The sequence below is a fragment of the Burkholderia sp. 567 genome, from assembly GCF_040545115.1.
Taxonomy (GTDB): domain Bacteria; phylum Pseudomonadota; class Gammaproteobacteria; order Burkholderiales; family Burkholderiaceae; genus Burkholderia; species Burkholderia ambifaria.
On the sequence record NZ_JBEPLG010000009.1, the window covers coordinates 160292 to 176578 of the forward strand.

At 69.0% G+C, this 16287-nt stretch carries 14 protein-coding genes and 1 pseudogene; 13 read left to right on the plus strand and 2 right to left on the minus strand.

Going from position 1 to position 16287, the window contains the following annotated elements; all coding sequences use genetic code 11:
• Nucleotides 1-84: 84 nt before the first annotated feature.
• The 10 genes and pseudogenes from ABIC50_RS25135 to ABIC50_RS25180 all read left to right on the plus strand — a co-directional run bounded on the left by ABIC50_RS25135 (nt 85) and on the right by ABIC50_RS25180 (nt 9877).
• A complete protein-coding gene (locus tag ABIC50_RS25135; RefSeq protein ID WP_354167569.1) occupies nt 85-1170 on the plus strand; it encodes an LLM class flavin-dependent oxidoreductase in 1086 nt (361 codons plus the stop codon).
• 20 nt (nt 1171-1190) lie between these two features.
• Nucleotides 1191-2036, plus strand: coding sequence for a class II aldolase/adducin family protein (locus ABIC50_RS25140; RefSeq protein ID WP_354167572.1), 846 nt, complete (start codon nt 1191-1193; stop codon nt 2034-2036).
• A gap of 35 nt (nt 2037-2071) precedes the next feature.
• Nucleotides 2072-3106 (plus strand): ABC transporter substrate-binding protein, encoded by a 1035-nt coding sequence (locus ABIC50_RS25145; RefSeq protein WP_354167575.1) that lies wholly within the window; start codon nt 2072-2074, stop codon nt 3104-3106.
• Nucleotides 3107-3110: 4 nt separating this feature from the next.
• Complete coding sequence (locus ABIC50_RS25150; protein ID WP_354167578.1) at nt 3111-4202, plus strand: ABC transporter permease; 1092 nt, start codon at nt 3111-3113, stop codon at nt 4200-4202.
• Nucleotides 4196-4996, plus strand: a complete 801-nt coding sequence (locus ABIC50_RS25155; protein WP_354167581.1) for an ABC transporter ATP-binding protein — start codon at nt 4196-4198, stop codon at nt 4994-4996. Before ABIC50_RS25150 ends, ABIC50_RS25155 begins: the two co-directional genes overlap by 7 nt.
• A 50-nt stretch (nt 4997-5046) precedes the next feature.
• Nucleotides 5047-6228: a c-type cytochrome gene (locus ABIC50_RS25160; protein WP_354167584.1), complete on the plus strand. Its 1182-nt coding sequence runs from the start codon at nt 5047-5049 to the stop codon at nt 6226-6228.
• Nucleotides 6229-6264: 36 nt separating this feature from the next.
• A pseudogene (locus ABIC50_RS25165) lies at nt 6265-7219 on the plus strand (ABC transporter substrate-binding protein).
• 92 nt (nt 7220-7311) lie between these two features.
• On the plus strand, nt 7312-8178 hold the full coding sequence (locus tag ABIC50_RS25170; RefSeq protein ID WP_354167587.1) for an MOSC domain-containing protein: 867 nt from the start codon (nt 7312-7314) through the stop codon (nt 8176-8178).
• Between the two features lie 115 nt (nt 8179-8293).
• Nucleotides 8294-8860, plus strand: coding sequence for a TetR/AcrR family transcriptional regulator (locus ABIC50_RS25175; RefSeq protein ID WP_105832766.1), 567 nt, complete (start codon nt 8294-8296; stop codon nt 8858-8860).
• Nucleotides 8861-8908: 48 nt separating this feature from the next.
• The gene (locus ABIC50_RS25180) at nt 8909-9877 is read left to right on the plus strand and encodes a quinone oxidoreductase family protein (RefSeq protein WP_354167590.1); all 969 of its coding nucleotides are present in this window, start codon (nt 8909-8911) and stop codon (nt 9875-9877) included.
• A 56-nt stretch (nt 9878-9933) separates the two neighbouring features.
• Here the strand turns inward: ABIC50_RS25180 and ABIC50_RS25185 are convergent, their stop codons facing one another.
• The gene (locus ABIC50_RS25185; protein WP_165753005.1) at nt 9934-11325 is read right to left on the minus strand and encodes a sensor histidine kinase; all 1392 of its coding nucleotides are present in this window, start codon (nt 11323-11325) and stop codon (nt 9934-9936) included.
• On the minus strand, nt 11322-11996 hold the full coding sequence (locus ABIC50_RS25190) for a response regulator (protein ID WP_105832763.1): 675 nt from the start codon (nt 11994-11996) through the stop codon (nt 11322-11324). The genes ABIC50_RS25185 and ABIC50_RS25190 overlap by 4 nt, the downstream gene beginning before the upstream one ends.
• Before the next feature lie 125 nt (nt 11997-12121).
• Here ABIC50_RS25190 and ABIC50_RS25195 point away from each other — a divergent pair, with 125 nt between their 5' ends.
• From ABIC50_RS25195 to ABIC50_RS25205, 3 genes are all read left to right on the plus strand, one after another.
• A complete protein-coding gene (locus ABIC50_RS25195; RefSeq protein WP_012365943.1) occupies nt 12122-13222 on the plus strand; it encodes an ABC transporter substrate-binding protein in 1101 nt (366 codons plus the stop codon).
• Nucleotides 13223-13322: 100 nt separating this feature from the next.
• The gene (locus ABIC50_RS25200) at nt 13323-15095 is read left to right on the plus strand and encodes an ABC transporter permease (RefSeq protein WP_354167592.1); all 1773 of its coding nucleotides are present in this window, start codon (nt 13323-13325) and stop codon (nt 15093-15095) included.
• Nucleotides 15088-16155, plus strand: coding sequence for an ABC transporter ATP-binding protein (locus tag ABIC50_RS25205; protein ID WP_354167595.1), 1068 nt, complete (start codon nt 15088-15090; stop codon nt 16153-16155). The genes ABIC50_RS25200 and ABIC50_RS25205 overlap by 8 nt, the downstream gene beginning before the upstream one ends.
• Nucleotides 16156-16287 lie beyond the last annotated feature (132 nt).

A 16287-nucleotide genomic window follows, 5' to 3' on the forward strand; every position in this document is an offset into this window, starting at 1 on the left:
ATCCCGGCGGTAATCTGCGCTCCATTCCCCGCCGTGGCCGGCCGTCGCTGGCCGCGCCGGGCCGTCCTTGCATCGGAGACCCAGATGAGCGTCGAATTCATCGGCATGATCCAGAGCCAGAAGCAGTCGGAAATCCATCCGCCTACCGGTCCCGTCGTCGACCCCGACTACGTGCGCGACTTCGCGCGGGCACACGAAACGGCCGGCTTCGACCGGATCCTCGTCCCGCATCACTCGACCGGCCCGTCGGCGACCCTGACGATCGCGTTCGCCGCCGCGACGACCGAGCGCATCCATTTCATGCTCGCGCATCGTCCGGGCTTCACCGCGCCGACACTCGCCGCGCGGCAGATCGCGACGCTCGACCAGTTCAGCCGCGGCCGGCTCGCGGTGCACTTCATCTCCGGCGGCTCGGACAGCGAACAGCAGCGCGACGGCGATTTTCTCGATCACGACGCGCGCTATGCGCGCACCGACGAATACCTCGGCATCCTGCGACGCATCTGGACCGAAACGCAGCCGTTCGATCACGACGGCGCGCACTACCGCTTCACACAGGGCTTTTCGGAAGTGAAGCCGTTCCAGCAGCCGCACGTGCCGATCTACTTCGGCGGCGCATCGGAGGCGGCGCTGGAAGTCGCCGGCAAGCACGCGGACGTCTATGCGCTGTGGGGCGAATCGCTCGACCAGGTGCGCGACCTGACGACCCGCGTGCGCGCCGAAGCCGCGAAGCACGGCCGGCAGGTGCGCTTTTCCGTGTCGTTCCGGCCGATCCTCGCGGCGACCGAAGACGACGCATGGGCGCGCGCGCACCGGATCCTCGACGAGACGCGCCGGCTGCGCGAAGCGGCCGGCCTCGGCACCGGCGGCCCGCAACAGAGCGAAGGCGCGCGGCGTCTGCTCGCCGCGGCCGAACGCGGCTCGCGGGTCGACAAGCGGCTGTGGACCGAGATCGCGAAGCTCACCGGCGCGCGCTCGAATTCGACCGCGCTGGTCGGCACGCCCGAACAGGTCGCCGACGCGCTGCTCGACTACTACGACCTCGGCGTGACGACGTTCCTGATCCGCGGCTTCGACCCGCTCGACGACGCGATCGACTACGGCCGCGAACTGATTCCGCGCGTACGCAGCGCCGTCGCGGCCCGCGACGCGGCGCGCCGCGCCGCCTGACGCAAACGGAGCCGCCCGCCATGTCCGCCGTCCTGTCTTCTTCGTCGCCCGCGCGCACCGCGTCGGGCCTCGTCCTCGCCGACACACCGCGCCAGCATTTCTGGTTCGATCCGCCCGCGCCGCGCGTCGACGTCGCCGCCGAGCGCCGCCACCGGCAGGAGCGGCTCGCGGCCGCGTTCCGCCTGTTCGCGCGCTTCGGCTTCGCGTCGGGCCTCGCCGGCCACATCACCGCGCGCGATCCGGAACTGCCCGACCACTTCTGGGTGAATCCCCTCGGCGTGCATTTCTCGCAGATCAAGGTGTCGGACCTGCTGCTCGTCAACGCGCGCGGCGAAACCGCGATCGGCAACCGGCCGCTGAACAAGGCCGCGTTCGCGATCCATGCGGCGATTCACGACGCGCATCCGCACCTCGTCGCGGCCGCGCATACGCATTCGACCTACGGCAAGGCGTGGTCCACGCTCGGCCGCGCGCTCGACCCGCTGACGCAGGACGCGTGCGTGTTCTACGAGGATCACGCGCTGTTCGACGACTTCACGGGCATGGTCGCCGACACGAGCGAAGGCGCGCGGATCGCGGCCGCGCTCGTGAAGCCCGACGGCGGCACGCACAAGGGCGTGATCCTGAAGAACCACGGCATCCTGACGGCCGGCCCGACGGTCGAGGCCGCCGCGTGGTGGTACATCGCGCTCGACAATGCCGCGCACACGCAGTTGCTGGCCGAAGCGGCCGGCACGCCGCAACCGATCGATCACGCGACCGCGCGACACACGCACGGCCAGATCGGCGGCCCCGACGGCGCATTGCATGCGTTCGACAGCCTGTTCGCGCGCGTCGTCGCCGACGAACCCGACCTGCTCGACTGAGCGCCTGCCGCACGACCGGAACCCAAAACCACACCATGACCGATACCATCGCACCCGCGCCGACCGGCGCCCATGACGACAAGCGCCGCCGGCTGCTGCGCGCGGCCGGCGCCGCCGCGCTCGCCGCACCGGCGATCACGCTCGGCCGCAAGGCCTGGTCCGCGCCGCCGCTGAAAAAGCTCACGTTCGCGTGGAACCAGAACGCGTTCTGCCTGACGCCGATCGTCGTCGCGCAGGAGCACGGATTCTTCGAGAGGAACGGGCTGAAGGTCGAGCTGATCAACTACAGCGGGTCGACCGACCAGCTGCTCGAATCGATCGCGACCGGCAAGGCCGACGCGGCGGTCGGGATGATCCACCGCTGGCTGAAGCCGCTCGAAGCCGGCTTCGACGTGAAGATCATCGGCAGCTCGCACGGCGGCTGCGTGCGGCTGCTCGGCTCGAAGACGGCCGGCGTCACGACGCTGCAGGCGCTGAAGGGCAAGACCGTCGGCGTCAGCGATCTCGCCGCGCCCGGCAAGCACTTCTTCTCGATCCTGCTCGCGAAGAACGGCATCGATCCCGAGCGCGACATCACGTGGCGGCAGTATCCGGCCGACCTGCTCGGCGTCGCGGTCGACAAGGGCGAGATCCAGGCGATCGCCGACGGCGATCCGAATCTCTACCTGCTCGAGAAACGCAGCAACGGCGCGTATACCGAACTCGCGACGAACCTGTCCGGCGAATACGCGCGCAAGGTGTGCTGCGTGATCGGCGCGCGCGGCGATCTCGTACGCAACGACCGGCCGACGGCCGCCGCGCTCGCGCGCTCGATCGTGCAGGCCACCGAGTACACGCACGACAACCCGAACGAAGCCGCGAAGGCGTTCGCGAAGTATTCGCCGAAGATCAATCCCGACGACCTGCGCAAGCTGTACGCGACGCTGACCTACACGCACCACCCGACCAACGTCGATTTGCAGCAGGAAATCGCGTTCTATGCGGACGATTTCCGCCGCATCAACGTGCTGAAGAAGAGCACCGACCCGCAGCGCTTCGCGCAGCAGGTCTATGCGAACGTGCTCGGGTGACGCGATGTCGACGATCGAACACACGTCACCCGCCCGCACCGCGTCGGCCCCCGCCGCTGCCACGGCTGCCGCTACATCCCGTGCCGCGTGCACAGCCTGCGACGCGACGCTCGCGGCCGAAGCCCGTCGTGCGCGCAGCTGGCCGGCCGGCATCGTCGCGGCGGTCGCATGGGCCGTGCTCGGCGCGCTCACGGAACTGTGGCCGAACCGCGTCGTCGGCTTCACCGACTGGGCGTACACCGATACGTTCGGCACCGCCGCATGGACGATCGCCGCGTTGCTGCTGATCGCGGCGACGCTCGGCCATCGCGTGCCGGCCACGCGCGCGCGGCTCGCCCGCGTGCGCCCGGCCGGGCCGTGGCTCGTCGCGCTGCCGCTCGTGCTCGCCGCGTGGGAAATCGTCACCGCGAAGACCGGCTGGCTGCCCACGCCGTTCTTCGCGCCGCCGCAGGCGCTGATCGAAGTCTACGTCGACGACTGGCCGCGCCTCGTCGGCAGCGCCGGCAATACGCTGAAGCTGCTCGCGCTCGGGTTTGCCTACGGCGTCGCGGTCGGGTTCGCGGTGGGCGTGTCGATCGGCTGGTCGCGCCGCATCGGCTACTGGGTGCACCCGGTGCTGCGCGTGCTCGGCCCGGTGCCGGCCACCGCATTGCTGCCGCTCACGTTCTACTTCTTTCCGACGAGCTATTCAGCCGCCGCGTTCCTGATCGCGCTGTCGACCGGCTTCCCGGTCGCGGTGCTGACGTGGTCGGGCGTCGCGAGCGTGAACCGGCAGTACTACGACGTCGCGCGCACGCTCGGCGCGAACGCGCGCTTCCTGGTGCTGCGCGTCGCGATTCCGGCCGCGCTGCCGCACGTATTCGTCGGCATCTTCATGGGGCTGAGCGCGTCGTTCACGGTGCTCGTCGTCGCCGAGATGATGGGCGTCAAGTCGGGGCTCGGCTGGTACCTGAGCTGGGCGCTGGGCTGGGCATCGTACGTGAACATGTATGCGGCGCTGATCGTGATGGCGCTGTTGTTTTCCGGGCTGATCGCGCTGCTGTTCGCGGTGCGCGACCGTGTGCTCGCGTGGCAGAAAGGAACCGTCAAATGGTAAGCGCCGCCGTTCTCGAACCCTCTGTTGTCTCGGCGCCGCGCGGCGCGCGCATCGACATCCGCCGCGTGAGCCATGCGTTCGACGGCCCCGGCGGCCCGCTGCCGGTGCTCGACGACGTCACGCTGTCGGTCGCGGCCGGCGAATTCGTCGCGCTGCTCGGCCCGAGCGGCTGCGGGAAATCGACGCTGCTGCGGCTCGTCGCGGGCCTCGACGCCGCGCGGCAAGGCACGATCGCGCAGGACGGCACGCCGATCGAACGGCCCGATCCGTCGCGCATCGTCGTGTTCCAGGATCCGACGCTCTACCCGTGGCGCCGGGTGCGCGCGAACGTCGCGCTCGGTCTCGAAGCGCGCGGCGTGGCGCGCACCGCGCAGCATCGCGTCGACGATGCGCTCGCACGCGTCGGGCTGCAGGAATTCTCAAACGTGTTTCCGCATCAGCTGTCGGGCGGGATGGCGCAGCGCGTCGCGCTCGCCCGCGCGCTCGTCAACGATCCGCGCCTCCTGATCCTCGACGAGCCGCTCGGCAAGCTCGACTCGCTGACGCGCTTGACGATGCAGGCCGAGCTGACCGCGCTGTGGCAACGCGACGGGTTCTCCGCGCTGCTCGTCACGCACGATGTCGAGGAAGCGCTGTTTCTCGCGCAGCGCGTGATCGTGTTCGGGCCGCGTCCCGCACGCATCGTCGCGGAACTGCGCGTCGACCTGCCCTATCCGCGCCATCGCGGCGACCCGCGTCTCGCCGAGCTGCGCCATGAGGCGCTGCGGCATCTCGGCCTCGATGCGAGCTGGTAGATGCGCGGTGCCGTTCGCAGGATTGCCGGTGCGCGACAAAGGCCGCGCCGATGAGTGCACCGCCGTTTTCCGACTGGGCGCTGCTGTTCCTGCAACTGCTGTATCGCGCGCAGGTCGCGTTCGCGCGCGTGCTGCAGGCGGCCGGGCTGACCGGCGATGCCGACGGACAGGCCGCGTGGCCGTGGGCGCAGCGGATCGCGCTCGAAACGCTGCGCATCGACGCGGCGCTCACGCGCCAGCTCGCGTTCGCGGGTGCGGCGACCGTGCTTGCCGCGGCGCTGGGCTGCGTCGCGATCGCATCGCGCAAAGGGCGTGCGGCATCGGCAATCGCCGCGCTGGCCGTTGCATGGTTCGCACCGTGGCCGCCGGCATCGCTGTGGCTCGCGCCAGCGGTGCCGACCAGTTTCCAGCGCAATCCCGCGCCGTTTTCCGTCGCGAACGTGATGCGCGGCAAGCAGCTGTATGGGCAGCATTGCGCGGCCTGCCACGGCGCGGACGGCCGCGGCGAAGGGCCGCTCGCGGCGACGCTCGCGCACTGGCCGCCGACCTTCGCGGGCGCGCTGCTCGCGCGCCGGCTCGACGGCGAACTGTACTGGCGCGTGCGGCACGGTACGCACGACACACGCGGCGCGGCGTCGATGCCGGGCTTTGCCGCGACGCTCGGCCCGGCCGACACGTGGGCCGTGCTCGATTACCTGAAAGCGCTGTCGGCCGGCAGCGGCGCGCAGGCGGAAGGTGCGTGGCCCGTGCCCGTCCCGCTGCCGGCGCTCGACGTTCGCTGCGGCAGCGCCGCGCCGCAACCGCTCGCGCGCTGGCGCGAAGGCCAGCGCGTGCGCATCGTCGCGCTCGCGCCGACCGACACGCCGCCGCCGGAAGACCCGCGCTGGCAGACGCTGCTCGTCACCGCCGGCGACACGCCGGCACCGCCGCCCACCGGCATGCGCGCGAACTGTGTCGCATCGACGCCCGATGCGTGGCAGGCGTTCGCGACGATCGCGGGCGTGCCGCCCGACGCGTTCGGCGGCACGCAACTGCTCGCCGACCGGCGCGGCTGGCTGCGTGCGCGCGCATTGCCGGGCAGCACCGGCTGGTCGGCATCCGACCTGCTGTGCCGCTCGGATGTCCCCGCACCCGCGCCGGCAGCCGGCGCGAACACCGATCCGCTGACCGCGCTGCTGTTGCGCGTCGATGCGGAACCCGTGCGCGACGTGCAAGCAGGGCTCCCGCACTGAATTCCCGAAACGTTTCCCTGCTCGACAGAACTCAAGATGAATCCGACCCGACGTCACTTCCTCGCGCAAGCAAGCGCCCTCGCCACCACCCTCACCGTCGCGCCGGCCGCGCTCCATGCGCAATCGGGTGCGCGGCCGCTGCTGCGGGCCGGCGACCAGAAAGGCGGGCTGCGCGCGCTGCTCGAAGCGGCCGGCGAGCTGAACGGCCTCGCGTACGACATCGCGTGGACCGAATTCCCGGCCGCCGCGCCGCTGGCCGAAGCGCTGAACGCGGGGGCCGTCGACTGCGGGCCGATCGGCGACGCGCCGGTGATCTTCGCGCTCGCGTCGGGCGCCCGCATCAAGGTGATCGCCGCGAACCGCTCCGACCCGTACGGCACCGCCGTGCTCGTGCGGCCCGACGCCACGCTGAAAGGCACCGCCGACCTGAAAGGCAAGCGCATCGGCACCACGCGCGGCTCGATCGGCCATTTCGTCACGCTGAAGGCGCTCGACGCGGCCGGCTTGCCGCCGGACGCCGTATCGTTCCGCTTCCTGCCGCCGGCCGACACGATGCTTGCGCTCGCAACCGGATCGATCGATGCGTGGGCGACCTGGGAGCCGTATACGGCGCTCGCCGAAACGAGCGGCCGCGCGCGTGCTCGTCGACGGCCGCGGCCTGTGGTCGGGCCTCAGCTACGTCGCGGCGACGGACGCGGCGATCGCGTCGAAGCGCGACGTGCTGCGCGACTTCCTGCAACGTGTCGTGCGCGCGCAGGTCTGGTCGTACCGGCACGTCGACGCGTATTCCGCGGCGCTCGCGCGCATCATCGGCATCCCGTCGGCGGCCGCGAAGCTGCAGTTCGAGCGCCGCAACACGCACTGGCAGCCGATCGACGCGACGGTGATCGCCGCACAGCAGCGCACGGCCGACTTCTATCTGAAAGCCGGGTTGCTGCGCCAGCCGCTCGACGTGCGCCCAACCTTCGACCTCGGCTTTGCGCTCGCGTAACCGGCCGCGCGGCGGCGTCCAACCGCCCGAACGGTTTTCGCATGATCTGGCACAATCGCGATTCGATCATCCCGCCTTCGTCAGCCAGCGTCATGCCAGCCATCTCCGAACTCTTCGTCTACCCGATCAAGTCCTGCGCCGGCATCGCGCTGCCGCGCGCGCAACTGCTCGAAACGGGCCTCGCCTACGATCGCCACTGGCTGATCACCACCCCCGACGGGATGATGATCACGCAGCGCACGCACCCGCGCCTCGCGCTGATCCGCACCGCGCTCGACAGCGATGCGCTCGTGCTGAACGCGCCGGGCATGCCGGAGATCCGCACGCCGCTCGACGGCGACGCGACGCCCGCCACCCCGAAGATGGCCGCGACCGTCTGGCGCGACACCGTCGACGCGATCGACACGGGCGCCGAAACGGCTGCATGGCTCACCGAATTCCTCGGCGTGCCGTTGAAGCTCGCGCGCTTCGGCGCGGATGCACGCCGCGGCTGCAACCGAAAATGGACCGGCGACATCGATACGCACACGCAGTTCGCGGACGGCTATCCGCTGCTCGTGATCGGTCAGTCGTCGCTCGACGACCTGAACGCGAAGCTCGTCGCGAAAGGCGCGCCGGCGATCCCGATGAACCGCTTCCGCCCGAACATCGTCGTGTCGGATCTCGACGCGTATGAAGAGGATTTCCTCGAGCATCTCGACGCCGACGGCGAAACGCCCGTGCGGCTGCGCCTCGTGAAGCTGTGCACGCGCTGCCCGGTGCCGACGATCGACCAGGTGACCGGTGCGCCGAACCCGGACTGGCCGCACGAGCCGACCGACACGATGCAGACCTATCGCGCGAACCCGAACTATGACAATGCGCTGACGTTCGGCATCAACGCGATCGTCGTCGAAGGCGCGGGTGCGTGGCTCGAGGTCGGGCAATCGGTCGAAGCGGAGATCGGGTTCGGCGACTGAGCGACCCGCCACGACGACTGCCGGACATGCGGGCACATGCTCCGGCAGATCCAGCCTTCGGCGCTCCATTCACAATTTTATTGAACGATTGTTCCTGAATTGATATAGTCCGCTCATGGCAAGACCAAGGGAATTCGACACGGACGCAGCGCTGGATGGCGCGATCGCCGTTTTCAGCGAGCATGGGTTCGAGGGCAGCTCGGCCCAGATGCTCGTCAGCGCGATGGGCATCGGGCGGCAGAGCCTCTACGCGGCCTTTGGCGACAAATGGCAGCTTTATCTGTCGGCCGTGCGCCGCTACGGGATGGGCGAATGCGCTGCGCACTTCGACGCGCTGCGCAGCGGCGCACGCGCGATCGACGGGATCGACGCGTTGCTTCGCCGCGTGGTCGAAACGGCCGCCCAGCCCTGTCTTGGCACGATTTCGGTCTACGAATTCGGCGCGTCCCGCCCCGAGCTCGCGGAGATCCACGCGGTGCTGGCCCACAGCCTGATCGCCGCGATCGCGGCCCGGGTCCGCGATGCGCAGCGCGAAGGCGACGTGGCCGCCGGCCTCGTCCCCGAAGCGACCGCCAAGTTCCTGATCGCGAACATCACCGGCATCCGCGTGGCCGGTCGCGGCGGCGCCGACCACGCGACCCTGACCGCGTTGGCCGACATGACGCTGCGGGCGCTGCGGTAGATTTTTTTTGGCAAATTAATGAACGATCATTCAATAACGAGGTAAATCATGAAAGCCATTGTGATGAACGGCATCGGCGGCCGCGACATGCTTGAGCAGGTCGAGCGGCCCGCCCCGGTGGCGCGTACGGGCGAGGCGCTGGTCGAGATCGCCTTCGCGGGCGTCAACTTCATGGACATCGGCGTGCGACAGGGCATGGCGTGGACCGGGTGGCCCAACCCGAAGATTCTTGGCGTCGAAGGCGCGGGCCGGGTCCTGGCGGTCGGCGACGACGTCGAGGGCATCGAACCCGGCCAGCGCGTCGCGTGGGTCTACGCGCCCGGCAGCTATGCGGAGCAGATCGCGATCCCCGCCACGTCGCTGGTGCCGGTTCCGGACACGATCGACGATCGCACGGCCGCCGCCGTGATGATGCAGGGTCTCACCGCGAGCCATTTCGCGACCGATTTCTATCCCGTGCAGCCGGGCGACGTCGCTTTCGTCCACGCGGCTGCCGGTGGCCTGGGCCTGCTGTTGACGCAGATCATCAAGCTGCGAGGCGGCCATGTGCTCGGTCGCGTTTCGTCCGAAGACAAGGTCGCCGCGGCCACGGAAGCGGGCGCGGATCATGTGATCGTCGATACCGGCGGCCGGTTCGCCGCGAAGGCATTGCGACTGACCAAGGGCGAAGGCGTGCACGTCGTCTACGACGGCTCCGGGCCGAAGACCTTTCAGGGATCGCTCGACGTGCTGCGCCGCTCGGGCACCTTCTGCTGGTACGGTCCGGTGCTCGGCGGGCCGGGGCCGATCGACCTCATGAGCCTGCCGAGGAGCATCAAGATCGGCTATACGACCTTCTTCGATCATATCCACACGCCCGAACTGCTCCGCGCGCATTCGGCGCAGCTGTTCGACTGGATCGCGGAAGGCCGGCTCAAGGTCCGGATCGGCGGCGAATATCCGCTGGCGGACGCGGCGCAAGCGCATGCCGACATGGAAAGCCGCAAGTCGATCGGCAAGCTGCTGCTGAAGCCGTGAGTGCCGCGCCGCCCGCCACTCGGCTGGAACGGCCACCACTCGGCTTGAACCCGTCTCTAACGATGGCTCGCCGCCGGCAGCCGCACCGTGACCACCAACCCGCCGCCGTGCGCATCGGCCAGCGTCACGCTGCCCTGATGCACGCGCGCGATCTCCCGCACGATCGACAACCCGAGCCCCGTGCCCTCGACCGTCTGCGTCTTGCTGCCGCGATGGAAGCGTTCGAACACCGCGTCGCGCTCGCTGGCCGGAATGCCCGGCCCGTTATCGATCACGTCGAGCCGCGCATGCTCGCCGTCGCGCGACACGCGCACCGTGATCACCGCGCGGTCGCCCGAGTAGCGGATCGCGTTGTCGATCAGGTTGCCGATCATTTCGCCGAGCAGGTCCGGTTGGCCGAGCACGTCGACATCGGCCTCGTGCTCGAAACCGAGGTCGATGTCGCGCGAACGCGCGACGGGCGACCAGTCGAGCGTCACGCTGCGCGCGAGCCGATGCAGCGCGACCGGCTGGTGCGCGACCGCCTGGCCGCTGTCCGAATCGAGCCGCGACAGCGACAGCAGCTGCTGGACGATCTTCACGGCCTGCCGCACCGCGCCGTTCACGCGCCGCAGATGCACGTTCACGCGCGGCTGCTCGGCCGGTCGCAACGCCAGCTCGACGCCCGCCTGCACGGCCGCGAGCGGCGTCTTCAGCTGATGGGCCGCGTCCGCGAAAAAGCGCCGCCGCGCGACCTGCATCCGCTGCGTGCGGCCGATGTACTGGTTGATCGACTCGACGAGCGGCGCGAGTTCGCTCGGCATGCCGCCGGTGTCGAGCGGCGTCGGATCGCCGTCGCTGCGCGCGGCCACCGTCGCCGACAGCCGGTTCAGCGGCCGCAACCCGCGCCCGACGCCGAGCCACACGATCCCGAGCGCGAGCACGACGAGCAGCCCCTCCTGCAGCAGCGAGCCCACCAGGATCTCGCGCGCGAGCGCCTGGCGCGCCTCGATCGTCTCGCCGACCATCACCCAGACGATGCGCGTCTGCGCGGTCGGCACGTCGTGCACCGGCACGCGCAGCGCCGCCATGCGCAACTGGTCGCCGCGATACACGACGTCGTAGTAGCGCGTGACGAACAGCGCGCCGTCGCCCTGCGGCAGCGGCAGGTCCGGATAGCCGGTGATCGTGTGGCCGTTGTCCGCGCGGATCAGGTAGTAGATCTTGCCGCCGTCGCCCGATTCGAACATCTCGAGCGCGAGATACGGCAGGTCGACCTCGATCTCGCCTTCATGGAGGCGCACGCCTTCGCGGATCAACTTCAGCGACGACGACAGCGTGCGGTCGAACGCGACGTGCGCGGCGCTCATCGCGCGCTGGTACGTGAGCCACGAGTCGAGCGCGAGCAGCCCGAGCAGCGGCAGCAGCAGCCACAGCGCGACCTGCGTGCGCAGGTTCGGGCGGATCATTCCACGGCCTTCGCTTCGAGCAAGTAACCGAGCCCGCGCAGCGTGACGATCGCGACGCCGGTGTTCTCCAGCTTCTTGCGCAGCCGGTACACGTAGATCTCGATCGCATCCGCGTTCACCGACTCGTCGAGCCCGAAGATCTTCTCCGACAGCGTCTCCTTGTTGATCGCGCGGCCGTTGCGCAGGATCAGCACTTCCAGCACCGAGCGCTCGCGCGGCGTGAGCGACAGCGGTTCGCCGGCGAGATGGAAGCTCCGGTCGATACTGTCATACGAAAGCGGCCCGCATTCGACCCGCGAATGCTCGTGGCCGAGGCTGCGCCGGATCAGCGCGCGGGCGCGCGCTTCCAGCTCGGTCAGCTCGAACGGTTTCGCCAGATAGTCGTCGGCCCCGAGATCGAGCCCCTTCACGCGGTCCTCGACCGAGCCGTGCGCGGTGAGGATCAGCACGGGCACCGGGTTGCGGCGCGCGCGCAGCCGCCGCAGCACCTCGAGCCCGTCGAGCTTCGGCAGCCCGAGATCGAGGATCACCAGCGCGTAGTCCTGCGTGCGCAGCACGTGATCCGCCGCCTCCCCGTCCGCCATGTGATCGACCGCGAAGCGCGCGGCGGTCAGCGCGTCGTTCAGCGACTGGGCCAGGTTCGGGTTGTCTTCGACGAGCAGCACACGCATGGGGACCTCGGGAAATCCATAACACAAAGGACGCTATTGTGAACCGAAATGAAAGCGGGCTGAAAGTGCGTCGCACTTAACATCCGCGTCACTCGAACAATACACACGCACAACTGGAGGAAGACATGCCGTTTGCACCGAAACAGCTCGCCGCCGCGCTGGCGATCGTCCTGGGCACCGCCGCCGGCGCTGCCGTCGCACAGGTTCCGGCCGGATATCCGGGTAACTACCAGGGTGTCGTCGACGCCGCGAAGAAGGAAGGAAAACTGATCGTCTACTCGACGACCGACACGGGCCTCGTGCGCCCGCTGATCAAGGACTTCGAAAGCCTGTACGGCGTGAAGGTCGAGTACAACGACATGAACAGCACGGAGCTGTACAACCGCTACATCAGCGAGAACGCGGCCAGCAGCACCAGCGCCGACGTGCTGTGGAGCTCCGCGATGGACCTGCAGGTCAAGCTCGTCAACGACGGCCTGATGGCGTCGTACGATTCGCCCGAAAGCCCGAACGTGCCGCAATGGGCGCAATACCAGAAGCAGGCGTACGGCACGACGTTCGAGCCGCTCGCGATCGTCTACAACAAGCGCCTGATCCCCGAGAACGAGGTGCCGAAAACCCGCGCCGACCTCATCAAGCTGCTCACCACGCAAGCCGACAAGTTCAAGGGCAAGGTCACGACCTACGACATCGAGAAGTCGGGGGTCGGCTTCAACTACCTGACGCAGGACGCGCACGTGAACGAGAAGGTCACGTGGGAACTCGTGAAGGCGATCGGCGCCACCGGCCCGAAACTGCAGTCGAGCACCGGCGCGATGATGGAGCGGATTTCGTCGGGCGAGAACCTGATCGGCTACAACATCATCGGCTCGTATGCGTACTCGAAGGCGAAGAAGGACAAGTCGATCGGCTACGTGTTTCCGAAGGACTACACACAGGTCGTGAGCCGCCTCGCGACGATCTCGAAGAAGGCGAAGAACCCGAATGCCGCGAAGCTGTGGGTCGACTACCTGCTGTCCAAGCGCGGCCAGACGGTGATCGCGAACCAGGTGGACCTGTACGCGATCCGCACGGACGTGAGCGGCGAAACGTCGGCCGCGAGCCTCACGAAGGAACTCGGCGATTCGCTGAAGCCGATCCCGATCGGCACCGGCCTGCTCGTCTACCTCGACCAGTCGAAGCGGCTCGCGTTCCTGAAGCAATGGCAGCAGGCGATCAAGCGCTGATCCGCTGACCTCGGGCCGCCCGCCGCACCGCGCGCGGGCGGCCCCTTCCCCTTACCGACTTCCTAGAGGCGGCCATCCGGATGGCCGCAGGGGTGAACTCATGCTTTCAACCAGCACACGCGGACCGGCGCCGGCCGTTCCGCCCTCCACCGGCCAGGACGATGCGATTCCCGCGCTGCGGGCCAGCGGCCTGCAGCCGCTCGCCGGCATGCTGCGCTGGATCGTCGTCGCTGTGCTGACCGTCGCGGTCGCGCTGCCGCTCGGCTTCATCCTGTTCCAGAGCCTGCTGTCCGCGCCGTTCTTCGACGCGAACAAGACGCTCGGCGTCGAAGGCTTCCGCTTCATCTTCACCGATCCGGACTTCTGGTTGGCCGTGAAGAACTCGTTCATCATCGCCGGCGGCATGCTGTTCATCTCGATCCCGCTCGGCGGCATCCTCGCGTTCCTGATGGTCCGTACCGACCTGCCCGGCCGCCGCTGGCTCGAACCGCTGCTGCTCACGCCGGTGTTCGTGTCGCCGATGGTGCTCGCGTTCGGCTACGTGGTCGCCGCCGGCCCGGTCGGTTTCTACTCGGTGTGGTTCAAGGAATTGTTCGGGGTGCAGAACGTGCCCTGGAACATCTATTCGATCTTCGCGATCACGGTGATCGTCGGCCTCACGCACGTGCCGCACGTGTACCTGTACTCGTCGGCCGCGCTGCGCAACCTCGGCTCGGACGTCGAGGAAGCGGCGCGCGTGTCGGGTGCCCGCCCGTTCCGCGTCGCGCTCGACGTGAGCCTGCCGATGACGATGCCCGCGCTGCTGTTCGCCGGCGTGCTGGTGTTCTTCCTCGGCTTCGAGGTGTTCGGGCTGCCGCTCGTGCTCGGCGATCCGGAAGGCCACCTCGTGCTCGCGACCTACCTGTACAAGCTGACCAACAAGCTCGGCGTGCCGTCGTATCACCTGATGGCCGCGGTCGCGGTGTGCATCGTCGCGATCACGTTCCCGCTCGTGCTGCTGCAGCGCCGCCTGCTGAAGACGGCGAACCGCTTCGTCACCGTGAAGGGCAAGGCCGGCCGCTCGACGGTGCTGCCGCTCGGCGTGTGGCGCTGGGTCGCGCTCGCGATCGTCGCACTGTGGCTGATGCTGACCGTGATCGTGCCGATCTCGGGCATCGTGCTGCGCGCGTTCGTGACCAACTGGGGCGAAGGCGTCGCGCTCGCCGAAGTGCTGACGCTGGCGAACTTCGTCGAGCTGTTCGAACAGGACAACCTCGTGCGCGCCATGCTCAACACGCTCGGCATCGGCGTGATCGGCGGCGCGCTCGCGATCGGCTTCTACTCGCTCGTCGCGTTCGCCGGCCATCGCCGCAACGACTGGGCGACGAAGCTGCTCGACTACCTCGTGCTGCTGCCGCGCGCGGTGCCGGGCCTGCTCGCCGGTCTCGCGTTCCTGTGGATCTTCCTGTTCGTCCCGGGCCTGCGCGAGCTGAAGAACTCGATGTGGAGCATCTGGATCGCGTACACGGTCGTGTGGCTCGCATACGGGATGCGCCTGATCCAGAGCGCGCTGCTGCAGGTCGGCCCGGAGCTCGAGGAAGCCGGCCGCAGCGTCGGCGCCACGCGCAGCCGCGTGTCGCTCGACGTGACGCTGCCGCTCGTGCGCTTCGGCCTGCTCGCCGCGTGGCTCCTGATCTTCATGATCTTCGAGCGCGAATACTCGACCGCCGTCTATCTGCTGTCGCCCGGCACCGAAGTGATCGGCGCGCTGCTCGTGTCGCTGTGGGCGACCGGCGCCGTCGACCAGGTCGCCGCGCTCTCTGTCATCAACATCGCGATGGTCGGCGCCGGTCTCGGCGTGGCCCTGCGCTTCGGAGTGAAACTTCGTGGATAAGCTCATCGTCGACGACCTGCATCTCAGCTACGGCGCCAACCCGATCCTCAAGGGCGTGTCGTTCGAACTGAACGCGGGCGAAGTCGTGTGCCTGCTCGGCGCGTCGGGCAGCGGCAAGACCACGCTGCTGCGTGCGGTGGCCGGCCTCGAACAGCCATCCGACGGGCGCATCCAGCTCGACGACCGCGTGTTCTTCGACGGCGCGCGGCGCGTCGATCTGCCCGTCGAACAGCGTTCGCTCGGCCTCGTGTTCCAGTCGTATGCGCTGTGGCCGCACCGCACGGTCGCCGACAACGTCGGCTACGGGCTCAAGCTGCGCCGCGTGGTGCCGGCCGAACAGAAGCGCCGCGTGCAGGCCGCGCTCGACCAGCTCGGCCTCGGCCATCTCGCCGAACGCTTTCCGCACCAGTTGTCGGGCGGCCAGCAGCAGCGTGTCGCGATTGCGCGCGCGCTCGTCTACAACCCGCCGGTGATCCTGCTCGACGAGCCGCTGTCGAACCTCGACGCGAAGCTGCGTGAAGAAGCGCGTGCATGGCTGCGCGAGCTGATCGTGTCGCTCGGGCTGTCGGCGCTCTGCGTGACGCACGACCAGACCGAAGCGATGGCGATGTCCGACCGCATCCTGCTGCTGCGCAACGGGCGCATCGAGCAGGAAGGCACGCCGGCCGAGCTGTACGGCGCGCCGCGCTCGCTGTACACGGCCGAATTCATGGGCAGCAACAACCGCATCGACGCACGCGTGGCGGCCGTCGACGGCGAACGCGTGACGCTCGCCGGCGACGGCTGGGAGCTGCAGGCGCTCGCCCGCGATACGTTCACACCGGGCCAGGACGCGCAGGCCGTGATTCGCCTCGAACGCGTGCAGGTCGCCGACGGCCCGGGCGCGAACCGGCTGCAGGCCGACCTCGTCACGTCGATGTATCTCGGCGACCGCTGGGAATACCTGTTCCATTGCGGTGAGATGCGCCTGCGCGCATTCGGCCACGTGCCGCGCGCGGCCGGCACGCACTGGATCGAATTTCCGGCCAACGACTGCTGGGCGTTCGCGAAAGCGGGCTGACCCCGGGGCGCGACGGCCTGCGCGCCGCCGCGCCAGCATTCCAGCGCGCATCCCGTTTCGACTCAGGATCGGCGGACGCTTCGCGGCGTCCGCCGTGGCGTGTCGCGCGCCGCGTATCCCTGCGAATCCGTT